Origin of the sequence: Methylophaga sp. (assembly GCF_048266885.1) — a bacterium.
Classification (GTDB): Bacteria; Pseudomonadota; Gammaproteobacteria; order Nitrosococcales; family Methylophagaceae; genus Methylophaga.
This window is the reverse complement of record NZ_JBLWYR010000013.1, coordinates 37,555-49,943: the sequence shown is the minus strand read 5'-3', so window position 1 is coordinate 49,943 and position 12,389 is coordinate 37,555. Positions and strand designations below refer to the sequence as shown.

General features: G+C 46.1%; 14 protein-coding genes. All 14 read right to left on the bottom strand.

Features of this window, described 5'->3' with window-relative positions; all coding sequences use genetic code 11:
• Positions 1-104: 104 nt before the first annotated feature.
• Positions 105-389 (bottom strand): hypothetical protein, encoded by a 285-nt coding sequence (locus ACN0V2_RS08120; RefSeq protein WP_417550308.1) that lies wholly within the window; start codon positions 387-389, stop codon positions 105-107.
• Complete coding sequence (locus tag ACN0V2_RS08115) at positions 386-1,051, bottom strand: hypothetical protein (protein ID WP_417550307.1); 666 nt, start codon at positions 1,049-1,051, stop codon at positions 386-388. Before ACN0V2_RS08115 ends, ACN0V2_RS08120 begins: the two co-directional genes overlap by 4 nt.
• A gap of 124 nt (positions 1,052-1,175) precedes the next feature.
• Positions 1,176-1,604, bottom strand: a complete 429-nt coding sequence (locus ACN0V2_RS08110; RefSeq protein ID WP_417550306.1) for a universal stress protein — start codon at positions 1,602-1,604, stop codon at positions 1,176-1,178.
• A gap of 13 nt (positions 1,605-1,617) precedes the next feature.
• A complete protein-coding gene (locus ACN0V2_RS08105; RefSeq protein WP_417550305.1) occupies positions 1,618-3,012 on the bottom strand; it encodes an APC family permease in 1,395 nt (464 codons plus the stop codon).
• On the bottom strand, positions 3,009-3,188 hold the full coding sequence (locus ACN0V2_RS08100) for a hypothetical protein (RefSeq protein ID WP_417550304.1): 180 nt from the start codon (positions 3,186-3,188) through the stop codon (positions 3,009-3,011). Before ACN0V2_RS08100 ends, ACN0V2_RS08105 begins: the two co-directional genes overlap by 4 nt.
• Positions 3,185-3,601: a hypothetical protein gene (locus ACN0V2_RS08095; protein WP_417550303.1), complete on the bottom strand. Its 417-nt coding sequence runs from the start codon at positions 3,599-3,601 to the stop codon at positions 3,185-3,187. The genes ACN0V2_RS08100 and ACN0V2_RS08095 overlap by 4 nt, the downstream gene beginning before the upstream one ends.
• Complete coding sequence (locus ACN0V2_RS08090) at positions 3,598-3,867, bottom strand: hypothetical protein (RefSeq protein WP_417550302.1); 270 nt, start codon at positions 3,865-3,867, stop codon at positions 3,598-3,600. The genes ACN0V2_RS08095 and ACN0V2_RS08090 overlap by 4 nt, the downstream gene beginning before the upstream one ends.
• A 240-nt stretch (positions 3,868-4,107) precedes the next feature.
• Positions 4,108-5,439 carry an FMN-binding glutamate synthase family protein gene (locus ACN0V2_RS08085; RefSeq protein WP_417550301.1) on the bottom strand — a complete coding sequence of 444 codons (1,332 nt, stop codon included), beginning with the start codon at positions 5,437-5,439 and terminating at the stop codon, positions 4,108-4,110.
• A gap of 24 nt (positions 5,440-5,463) precedes the next feature.
• Positions 5,464-6,147 (bottom strand): protein glxC, encoded by a 684-nt coding sequence (locus tag ACN0V2_RS08080; RefSeq protein WP_417550300.1) that lies wholly within the window; start codon positions 6,145-6,147, stop codon positions 5,464-5,466.
• Between the two features lie 24 nt (positions 6,148-6,171).
• Positions 6,172-7,074, bottom strand: coding sequence for a class II glutamine amidotransferase (locus ACN0V2_RS08075; RefSeq protein ID WP_417550299.1), 903 nt, complete (start codon positions 7,072-7,074; stop codon positions 6,172-6,174).
• Between the two features lie 35 nt (positions 7,075-7,109).
• Positions 7,110-8,444 carry a type III glutamate--ammonia ligase gene (glnT, locus tag ACN0V2_RS08070; protein WP_417550298.1) on the bottom strand — a complete coding sequence of 445 codons (1,335 nt, stop codon included), beginning with the start codon at positions 8,442-8,444 and terminating at the stop codon, positions 7,110-7,112.
• A 99-nt stretch (positions 8,445-8,543) separates the two neighbouring features.
• A complete protein-coding gene (locus ACN0V2_RS08065) occupies positions 8,544-9,209 on the bottom strand; it encodes a sarcosine oxidase subunit gamma (protein WP_417550297.1) in 666 nt (221 codons plus the stop codon).
• Positions 9,210-9,220: 11 nt separating this feature from the next.
• Entirely contained in the window at positions 9,221-12,121 is a 2,901-nt protein-coding gene (locus tag ACN0V2_RS08060; protein ID WP_417550296.1) for an FAD-dependent oxidoreductase, read from the bottom strand.
• Positions 12,118-12,381: a sarcosine oxidase subunit delta gene (locus ACN0V2_RS08055; protein ID WP_292355646.1), complete on the bottom strand. Its 264-nt coding sequence runs from the start codon at positions 12,379-12,381 to the stop codon at positions 12,118-12,120. The genes ACN0V2_RS08060 and ACN0V2_RS08055 overlap by 4 nt, the downstream gene beginning before the upstream one ends.
• Between the last annotated feature and the right edge of the window lie 8 nt (positions 12,382-12,389).

Here is a 12,389-nt window from a genome sequence, read left to right as displayed (position 1 = left end):
CGATTGATAATTCTCCTCAATAAGTACTACTTTAGGTGTATGTGTCAGCTGATATGAAATATAAAAAATGTTGAGTAAAGCCGCACTAATGCCTGTTTTTTTAACTACTTCTGCTGCGCCAAAGCCCAATGCAACCTTGCCCACATATACGCATCCATGATGGATATGGCATAGATAAAAACACCACCGGCAAACTTACCAATTAATGAAACATCTGGATCAGCCAGATTAAAAGTGATCACACCTAAAACCATCATAAAAAACACCATCATCAAACCCCGTATAGGGGCATGATTCAGTACCTGACCTACACCGGGTAATAAAATAGCGATGATAAGTACAAGATAGGGATGAATTGGGCGGGAAGGTTTTTGTATAGCCTGACTCATGAGCTTTTGCCTCTTATTAAATTTTGCTGCAATCTCAGTAATTGACGAGTCAATGCCGCGACTTGATCCGAATCTATCGGTTCGTCATCAAATTGCACCGAACGCAACAGTAAATAATTACCCCTGTCAGCCTGACGAATCAGATATGTCAGTCGAACAGCATCGGGGGTTATAAGAAGTTCTTTGACTTTTTGATCGGCAAATATCGTCCTGACATCAGCATCAATTGCCTGCAGTTCCGGCGCAATATCACGACTCATATAACGGGCATGTTCCGGCCAACCAGGCAATGGCTTTATCGGTTGATCCCATTGCCATGATGGACTGTAAACCTCGGTATTCTGTGGTCGTACCAGAATATCGAGACTGCCGTTTATGGTAGGAGTGTTATGTAGTTTGATATGCAACCACATCACCGGAATCTTACGGGCAGTCAGGTTATCCACCTCAACCCGCAAACTCAGCGGCGTCTGATTAAAAATGCCCTTTAATGAGGCATAACCGGCAGTATTAAAGTGTGTTTCATTAACCTCCATGATTTTGCCAAAACCATTAAGTAAATTCGCACGCGATTGAATCACCTGTCGATGATGTTGTTTATATATCCACCACAAAGCAATACTGAACACGACGAGTAGCGTAAAAATGCCAAATTCAGACATCGAGCCCTCCTCTTCTCAGCACAGAAAATAGTTGACTGAACATTGAGTAACTCCCATAGATAACAGCAAAACATCGTAAAAAAAGGCCTCGCAGTTAGCATTTAACTCACTGCGAGGCCAACGATTAACGCACCACCGTTACCGGGCAATGCGCCTTGCTGATTACCTGCTCGGCAATAGAACCGAGCAGCACTTTAGAGACACCCGTACGTCCCACTGAACCAGTTATCACATGATCGTGCTCGTTCAGGTCAGCAAAATTAATAATTGCTGCCGCAGTGTTGTGTCCCTGTACCGTGGTGCAGGAAGCCGATCCAAGACCTCGCTGAAAGGCTTTATCAAAAGCTTTTTGCAACTCCATTTGAATCTGGTCATCTGCTGCTCTAAGCATATTGAAGTCCCAGAAGTGGGTTTTGGAAACATCCTCTCCAGTCGGCCTTATCACATGAATAAAGGTCAGTTCAGCCTTGGCCAGAAGTGCTAATTCAATGGCAAATTCAACTGCTTTTTCAGCACTGTGAGAACCATCTGTTGCGCATAAGATTTTTTTCATTTCTGCACCTCCCTTAATACCCTTTCGGCCGTGGCCAAGGCATAGTGAATTGGTCACCACGTTTCACAAACTGATACCGACGCATTACAAACCACACCGACGCCGCGATGTAGAAAGCCATGATCGACAGCAGCGAAGCACCATAACCAAGGAAAGTAGCGAAATAAACTACCGAACAGAGGGCCAACAAAGTGAATGCTGGAATTGGATGAAACGGATGAATATAGCCACGCTTAATCACATCCAAAGGCCACATTTTTCTGAAGCGGATCATATTGAAGGACATAAACGTATAGCCCAGCAAACCCGACAGAATCGAAAACGTGATTACTTGATCCAACAGACCGGTAAAGGCAAACGAGACTGCTATGGGTACCAAAAAGATAATGGCCCGAAATGGGGTTCGGTAATGCGGGTGAATTGCCCCAAACCAGGTTGGCATATAACGATCACGGCCCATGGAAAACCAGGCACGTGCCGCATCATTGATACAACCATTGGCAGAGGCAATCGCCGCGAACATGGTGCCAATAAACAGCACTATCTGCAGGGAAGGATTACCAATAATAGATGCTGCATCATATAAAGGTGTAGTTGCCTGCCCCAAATATTGCCATGGCATCAGTCCCGTTGAGACATACCAGGTCAGTGTAGCCGCCACCAGCAGTGTTAAAATCCCACCGATGGTTCCTAATGGAATAGACCTTCCTGCACTCCGCACTTCTTCTGCAGCCTGACAGGTTCCTTCAATCCCCAGGTAATACCACATGCCAAACTGCAATGCAGCAACGACCCCAATCCAGCCATACGGCAGCTCAGTTAATAAGTCACTGTGCTTGAGAATATTGCCTGGATTCAGTGGATCACTGCCGATAAACAAAGCAATAATGGCCAGAAAAGCAAACAGAGTAATGACAAAATTTACCGTCAAGGTCATAAACACCCCGCGATAATTCAACCAGGCCAGAAAAGCGATGGTCAACACCACAAATGGCTGTGGATTCAGATCGGCATAACCAGTGGCCGAAGCCACCGCTGCCATCAAATCCCCGACAATCAAGGCATCTGCGGCTTCCAGCATGGTATAGGCCATGACCAGATACAATCCGACATTAAAGGCCATAAGCGGTCCGATAATATGTTTTGCCTGAGTATATTGCCCACCAGCTGCGGCCACGGTTGATGTCACTTCGGAATCGATCATCGCCACACAGCTATACAGTAGTCCAATTACCCAGCAGGCAATCAAAGCACCATACGCACCGCCCTTGGCAACCGAAAAGTTCCAGCCCATAAACTCACCGACCAGAACAATACCGACCCCTAGTGCCCAAACATGAAAGGGGTTTAATACTTTCAACATCGAAATGCGTTTTTGAGCTCCAGTAGTAGAAGTAGACTGACTCATTTGCCTTCTCCTTCACTTTTGATTTGTTCAAGCATTTCATCCGCGCCCTCTCGGGAACTGACCAGCAAATCTTCATCAAATTGTCGAGAGACGCTCACCGCATCGACGACAATCCATAACAGAAGAAAGGCAGAAATAATCCAAGCGGCATAACTCAATAAATCCCAATAAATCATCTCGCATCCTCCTGCTCATTATTTTCCTGACGGCCAGCAGCACCGAATTTTTCCTCAATCACTTCACGGTATTGGCGGTCAGAAACACGGAGTACAAAAAAGAAATAACCGATAATGACTAACGCCGTGATAATCAACATGACCGGGTCAATCGTGTAATCAAATCGGTCATTGATAATCTCAGCAGCACCTAACTCATCAAAGCCAAGTTTTTGCCACTGTTCTTGTTCTACGGCGGAGACATTAAGGGATTCCCAAGTGATGACTTGGGCAGAAGCTGTTTCTTCGACTGTTTTGGTATCAGACTCGAGAAACAAAGGGATATAAAGACTTACGTAAACTAGAAATAAAATAAACAAACTGTCAAATAGTTGACCACGTTTGTGCTGAGTTTTAGGGATATAGTTAGTCATAGCCTTTCCTCATTAGTAGACTCTTGCATTAATTTTTTCGCTTCTCGATTTTCATCAAGATGCTTAATGTCTAATTCGTAAATGAAATTCTTATCTTCAGCGTAGTGTTTGGTCATTGCTGCCACTGACGCCGTATTGAAAATCACTAACAATGCACTGGAAATTATCAACACCGCTCGGATGAAGGGATCTTCCACAATGCTCAAGATACTAATGAGGACAAAGCCTATTGCCAGCCAGAGTAAAACAATATCCGACCAGGCCATAACACAGTCCCGTATGTACATATTTTCTATACGTTTTTTTAAATTATTATTCATAGTTATTTCTCTCTCTTATTTAAAGATAGTTAATGACTACACTTGTCCCTCCTTGTGAAATGAAAAAAAAAGGGCTGATGCCATCATGAATAAACTGACTTAAAGCGAAGGGGTAGAGATCGCTTTAAGCAGGTTTAATCAAAACAGCATCAGCCCTTGTCTCGATTTACTCTTTTAAACTGAGTATCAGAACGGCTGTTGACCGGGAATCCAGTTAGTCCCTGCTAACGGAACTCTGGCCATGGCAGCAGATTCCACTGTCAAGGCCACTAGATCTTCTGGTTCCAGATTACGCATATCATTTTTGCCACAGGCACGCGCCAACGTTTGTGCTTCTAACGTCAGAACTCGTAGATAGTTAGCCAGTCGGCGTCCACCTTCAACCGGATCCAGTCGTTTACTGAGCTCCGGATCCTGGGTTGAAATACCTGCCGGATCACGACCTTCATGATAATCATCATAAAAACCGGCAGCTGAGCCAATGGCTTTAAACTCTTCATCATATTTAGGATCGTTACATCCCAACGCGATCAAGGCTGCAGTACCAATCGCTACGGCATCCGCACCCAAAGCCATACACTTAGCCACATCAGCACCGTTCCGAATACCACCGGAAACGATCAGCTGCACTTTACGATGCATGCCCATTTCCTGCAGCGCCTGAACCGCTTGTGGAATAGCAGCCATGGTCGGAATGCCGACATGTTCGATAAAGACTTCCTGGGTTGCCGCTGTACCGCCCTGCATACCATCAACTACGATGACATCAGCACCGGCTTTCACCGCCAGCTTCACATCATAGTAAGTACGAGTCGCACCGACTTTAATATAGATAGGCACCTGCCAGTCAGTGATTTCGCGTAATTCAAGGATCTTGATTGCCAGATCATCCGGCCCAGTCCAGTCTGGATGACGGCAAGCACTGCGTTGGTCAACACCCATCGGCAAAGTACGCATTTTGGCGACACGTTCAGTAATTTTTTGACCCAATAACATACCGCCACCGCCAGGTTTAGCACCCTGTCCCAAGACCACTTCGATAGCATCCGCTTTCCGCAGATCATCCGGGTTCATACCATAGCGTGATGGCAAGTATTGATAGACCAGTTTGGTGGATTGACCACGTTCTTCCGGCGTCATACCGCCGTCACCGGTTGTGGTTGAAGTGCCTACTGCAGATGCACCACGACCCAGAGCCTCTTTTGCATTGGCCGATAAGGCACCAAAACTCATACCGGCAATGGTTACGGGGGTTTCAATAACGATCGGTTTTTTGGCAAAACGAGTGCCTAATGTGACTTGGGTATTACATTTTTCACGATAACCTTCCAACGGATAACGAGACATACTCGCCCCCAGGAATAACAAATCATCAAAATGTGGCAACTTACGTTTGGCACCCCAGCCACGGATATCGTAGATACCGGTATCCGCTGCCCGACGGATTTCGGACATGGTCGACCGATCAAAAGTCGCTGACTCACGGAGTTCGGTAATGTGTTTTGTTTTTTCACTCATAATAAATTCCTCGTAAAATCAGCATTAATACGCCGAAGCGTTATCGACTTTGAAATTGTAAAGTTGACGCGCAGAACCATAGCGTTTGAAAGCATGGGGATCCTCATCCACACCAGCCCGCTTGAGCAAATGACTAAGTTCCTGGATATGTTCATCACGCATTTCTTTGGCAATACAATCCGCACCCAATGATTTCACTTCACCTTTCACATAAATGTGGACTTCATACAATGAATCGCCCAGGGCATCACCCGCATCACCACACACCACCAACGTTCCGGCCTGCCCCATAAAGCAACTCATATGGCCAACATTGCCAGTTACGACAATGTCCGAGCCTTTCATGGAAATACCACAACGTGAACCGGCATCACCTTCTATCACCAAAAGTCCACCAATTGATGTCGCTCCAGCAGATGAAGAGGCGTTGCCTTTCACGCGAACACTGCCAGACATCATGTTTTCGGCAACACCTTGACCGGCACTGCCATGAACCACGATATCGGCTTCTTTATTCATGCCACCACAGTAATAACCGGCATGGCCTTTAATATCGATTCTAAGTTTTTGGTCAACGCCCACGGCCAGATTGTGCTGTCCTTTGGGATTAAGCACTTCCCATTCAGATTCGGTACATGCAGCCGCTTGATCATGTAGGGCCTGGTTTAAATCACGTACCGTCTGTGTTGCTAAATCAATTGTTTTCATTGTGTTCCCCTTAAGCACTTCTAATCAGTTACTTCCACGTTCCCAAACGTAGATAGTTGACGGTTCTGGTTCCCAAACCTTGGCGGTTTCAATCCCTGGTAAGGTTGTTAATGCCTGATATTCAGAGGCCATCGCTACATAGTCATCGGTTTCTGCAATAACAGCTGGTTTGCAGGCAATAGGATCACGAACTACTGCAAATCCATCTTTGGTGCCGATAGTAAAGGTGTAAAAGCCATCTAACTCTTTTAAAGCGTGTTCCAGGGCTTGATGTAGAGAATCACCTTGTTGCAAGCGATAGGTTAGAAAACCTGCCGCTACTTCGGTGTCATTCTCGGTATCAAAATGAATACCATTGCGTTTCAGTTCCTGACGCATACGGTTGTGATTAGACAAAGAGCCGTTATGCACCAGACACAGATCCATGCCGGTAGAGAAAGGATGGCTACCCGCCATTGTTACCGCAGATTCAGTCGCCATCCGGGTATGACCAATGATGTGAGTACCTTGCATATTGTCGAGATTGAACATGTTGACAATACGCTCTGGCAGACCGACTTCTTTCAATATTTCAATGGAACTACCGGCACTCATGATCAAAACATCAGGATGACTTTCATGCAGATAGTTTTCGACAAAGTCAGCGTCAGTTTTCACTTTGAAAACAGCTACTTTGTTGTTCTGAAACCAATCAACCTGAGTAACAAGTGCTTGTTCAATATCTTTTGCCAACTTTTCCCAGTCATAATTTTCATCTTCATGACGCAAGGTAAATTTGATACCGGTATCGACAGCATCACCATAAATGGCAAAGCCGGCGCTATCTGGACCACGATCGGTCATGGCAATCATCATTGGGGAAAATAATTCACCCAAGCGACTTTGATACTTATCATTTTTTAAATAAAGACCAACAATTCCACACATTAGATTTCTCCTAAAAATTCCAACTAGTCGGCTGCTTAATAAAATTCAGCGTAACGATCAATTTCCCAGTCAGAGACATGCCGCATATATTCCACCCATTCCATGTGTTTCAATTCCAAAAACTCATTTGCCAGTCCTTCGCCTAAAGCACCCTTTACGACACTGTCTTTTTCAAGCGCCAGCAGTGCTTCATGCAGGTTCTGGGGTAAGATATTGATACCTTTTTCTCTCAGCTCCATCGGGCTGAGATCATATAGATTGGTATTGTGACCCTCGCCAGGATCGAGCTCTCTTTCAACACCATCCAGACCTGCGGCGATAATCGCAGCAGTAGTCAGGTAAGGGTTGCACGAACCATCCGGCAGTCGCATTTCAATGCGGCCGTAAGGAATGCGAACCATAGTTGAGCGATTGTTATCGCCATAAGTGATGTAAGCCGGGGCCCAGGTTGCACCCGATAGTGAACGACCCACTACCAGACGTTTGTAAGAGTTAACAGTGGGGGCTGCCAAGGCACATAACGCTGGCGCATGTTCCAGCAGACCAGCCATAAAATGATAGGCCATCTTGCTTAAACCATGACCAGCTGGATCACTGTCATCATGGAACAGACACTTTTCACCATCGCTGATCGAAATGTGTAAATGCATGCCGTTACCGGGACGATTGCTGAATGGTTTTGGCATGTAGGTACAAATCATGCCCAGTTCATTGGCAATTTCGCTGGCTGCCATTTTGAACATAATAAAATCATCTGCACTTTTCAGGCAGTCGGCATAGGTATAGTTAATTTCAAACTGACCGTTAGCGTCTTCGTGGTCAATTTGATATACATCCAAACCGACTTCAATCAGTGATTCCGTTAGTTTTTCCAGGAAAACACTTTGGCGAGTTATGCCTTTATAGTCGTAGCAAGGCTTTTGTAATGTATCGCTATCTTCAAACGGATGAATATGACCATGCTCATCTTTTTTGAGCAGAGAGAATTCGGGTTCAAGACCGGTAAACATGGTCCAGCCCTTTTCTTCAAGCCGCTTGATCTGGTTTTTCAACACAACACGAGAATCGAAGTTATACGGTTCGCCATTAACGTGTCCGTTACAGATAACGCGCGCATAACCCGGCTGCCATGGAATCAGTGTCAACGTCGATAAATCGCCCATCGCCATATAATCAGGGCCATTTGGCTGGATGCCCATGCCGCAGATAGCGCCACCAGCAAAACCGGCACCGGTTTTAATGATGTCTTTAAGATGTGCAGAAGGGACCGATTTAACTTTGGCCACACCATGAATATCGACAAACTGTGCTAAAACATATTTGACGTTGTTGTCTTTAATAAATTGTTCTGCCTGTTCTAGGGTTTTCATCACTTTTGCTCCTGGTTATCGGTTATAGGCTGGCTAAGGTTTGTTTGTAACTCGTATTTCATAGCGTGACCTGGATGAGTTTATTCAGCACCGGATGACTTAATTACTATTGAAAAACTGATTGATACCAACCGGTCCGCCGCCTAATTCTTTAATAATGTTCAACAGGGTTTCCCATAGATAAACGCCAAAAGTGCCATCACACCAGAGACGCAATTGAGTTTGCCCCGCCACTTCCTGTCTGAGAACAATCACCGAGACACCTGCTATTGAGGTCATCGCCAGTCGATTGTCAGCCAACGTCGGCCCAATCAGATTAATTGCACATACCTGGGCCAGTAGCTCATCAAGCAACTCACCACTCAAAATGAAAGACGCATCATTACGTAGTACCACGTGAACGCCATCGCCACTTTGCAACTGCTCACTTAAACCTTTGCACTGCTGAACACCAATCGGGTCTTCCAGCAAAAATTCACTATTACCAAGACGCAGGACTAGGGTTGCGTCATGACGAATCCAGCTGTTTGCTGAACCGGGTAATTCAATACCTTTTGCTTTTAAAGAATCAGCTGCGGCAAGGCCTTTGATAGCGAAACGTGCCAGGCAACTGACATCACATATCGCCAACTTTGCAGCATAACGACTCTCCATATCAGGATCTGAATAACGATTGGCAATCGCCATGCCGTTGATAAAACCCATTTCCGGCTTCAGAGACGTTTGGGCAAACGCAACTGGACTCTGTAAAACAACATTTTGCATATGCTGGCTCCTTAGCCCTGACTCATACTTAGAAAAGAGTGTTCAACCACTTCAGCCATTTCCAGCCATCCACTATCAGTGCGAATAGCAAAGCGTTTTCCCGCTTTGGCCTGCTCAGGCAAAACAAAGGCAAAACCAATCACTCGATTTAAATATTCACTGAAAGAAATACTGGTCACCCTTCCAGCGATCTCGCCATTTTCAATCACCAGATTGCATTCCTTGGGCAGTTCACCAAATCCTTCATTTAATACAAAGGTCACCAGTTTTTTCTTTAATGGTTTCTTCTGCAGGATTTGCAGACTGCGTTGGCCGATGAAAAATGGTTTATCCATTGCCACCAGTGACTCTGCATGTGCCTCAAACGGGTTGGTCAAACCATCAGTATCATGACTAATCAGATGATGGCCCATTTCCAACCGCAGCAGACGCTGGGCATCAGTGCCAAAAGGTCGGATACCATAGGTTTTGCCTGCCTCCATGATTTTCTGCCAGACATGCAGACCGGCACTTGAAGGAACATGTATTTCGAAAGCCAGATCCGAGACAAACGCCACCCGCATAACTCTGGCATGGACACCCGCTACCAAAGCTTCGCGATATGCACCCTGTGGAAAGGCTTCTTCCAGCAGATCCAAATCAGTTACTTCACTGAGGATGGAACGAGATGAAGGCCCAGCCAAAGTCATCGCTGACATCACACCAGTAAGATTGACTAGGGTGACTTGCATGCCCCAAAGCTGCAGATTGCGTTGCATTTCTCGATACACCGTGGCGGCATTGGACGAGTTGGTAGAAACATAAAACTTGTCCTGGTCCAAACGAACCGCCACGCCATCATCGACAATGACGCCAGCTTCATCAAGTAACATTGCGATACGGCTGTTGCCGACTTTCTGACTGGCAAATCTGCCGGTATAAAAACGCTCTAGAAACGCAGCAGCATCTTTGCCGAAGACTTCGATTTTGCCCAACGTACTGCCATCAATCATGCCAGCAGACTTGCGAACAGCCAGTGCTTCCTGCTGCACTGCCTGTTTATTGGATATTTTAATTCCGACAGGCAAGTAGTAAGCAGGTCGCAACCACACACCGGCTTCCATCATCACCCCGCCTTCTCTCACATGCCATTCATGCATTGCGGTATGACGATGTGGGTGAAAACCACGACCACCTAAATGCCCAATAGGTGTTGGGTGGAAAAACGGCCTTGCTGTCGTCGAACCAATTTTTTCAACTGGCAAATCCCGAATACGTGCCAGAATACGAATGGCATTCATATTGGAATGTTTGCCCTGACTTGGTCCCATTCCTACTGTGGTGAAACGCTTCATCAACTCGATGTTGTCAAAGCCTTCTTTAGCGGCATTGATGAAATCCTTTACTTGGATATCTTCATCAAAATCAACAAAGTTTTTGCCTTTTGGATGATTCACAATGGGGTAAGGATGGCTGGGCGAGTTACCGCCATGCGTCATGACAGCAACAGGATCAGCAGTATTTTTGCCTAGATAGCGTGCAGCTTCGGCGCCGGCACGTTTTCCGTCTAACAAGCGTTGTTCAAGTGCAAATATGCCGTTCACTTTACCGGCAGCAAATACACCTTCCGGCAATTGATTAGGCACAAACTGTTGAACAGCCTGGTCATAACGCATCTGCGTACCAGCCTGATAAAGCAAGGCGGCAGCCGGAGCCCAGCCAGCACTCATCGCCACACCATCGCAATGCAATATCACCTGTTGATGAAGATCTGCCTCGGCAGTGGTTTCATCATAAGGACAGACCACAACCGCACTGACACCCATTTTGTCGGAGGTTGGCACTACTTCGTAAATACAACTACCCAGATGAACGGCGATGCCGGCCTGTTTAACTTTTGCAGTCAAATCGCCATCAGCACCGGTCTGACGCATATCAATGACAGCAACTATTTCGATTTTAGCCGCTGCCAAATCCAAGGCCGCCCGGTATCCATAATCATTCGCGGTGACCAATATGCCTTTGGTAAATGGTTTCACCGAGTAACGGTTTACAAGACGTTGTGCTGCTGAGCTGAGCATCACTCCTGGTAAGTCGTTATAACGAAATACTGGAGGTTGTTCAAAAGCACCACTGGCAACAATGATTGAACCGGCACGAACCTTGGTAATACCGGTTTTCCCTACGATAGGCACTAGATGATCAGTGTAATAACCGCCAGCATAGGCATCAGCAATTATCTGAATATTCGCATGGTTTTGCACGGAATCTGTCAGCTGTTTTAACAAGGATCCAGTGTCGGCATCTGCAGCCATATCATAGGTGAGACTGCCGCCAATTTTGCGGTTTTCATCCACCAGAATAACCTGACTGCCAGCTTCGGCTGCTTCAAGTGCTGCCGACATTCCAGATACACCTGCGCCGACGACCAAGACATCACAATGTGCATAGCGTTTGGCACGAGTGATTCGAGGATAGTTGAAATTGACTTCACCTAGGCCAGCTGCTTTACGGATCTTGTCTTCCCAGAATGGAAACATCCGTTTAGGGGTATGGAAAGCTTTGTAATAAAACCCTACCGGCAGAAACGCCGAGATTTTATCGATAAAGCGACCTTTATCTTTTAATACACCTCCGTCCGTGTTGACCGCAGTCAACTGCATGCCATGAGCAACGGGAATCACATCAGCCCGGATATTGGTGTCCACTCCATCTGTCATTAATGCGTTGACATCATGGTTGGCAAAACTCAATAAACCACGCGCCCGGTGATATTTAAAACTACGCCCCAAAACCTTAATATCGGCAGCCCAGAGCGCACTACTTATGGTATCGCCTTCATATGCTTCGACTTGCTGACCTTCGTATTCAAAGGTCAAGGGCATATCACGGTTGATCCATTCATTCTCTTGTTCAGTGATACGCAATGTCATGCTTTATTCTCCTGACCGTAAAGATAGGTCCGGCTGACCTTGTCAGTCAGCGTGTTTCTTTCTGCGATAAACCAGGTGCCACTTGGACCGTGATACCACCATTCTTTTTTCAAACCCGGCGCCCCATGCCGGTAATGCACATAACCAGCCCACTCTTTATCACTGCAGGTATCTGGGTCAGGCATTTCCCGGTATTCCCCACCGTAGGTAAATTCACTCACTGGGCGGATACCGTTAACGGGACATTGAAGTAATTTCATCTTGCTTT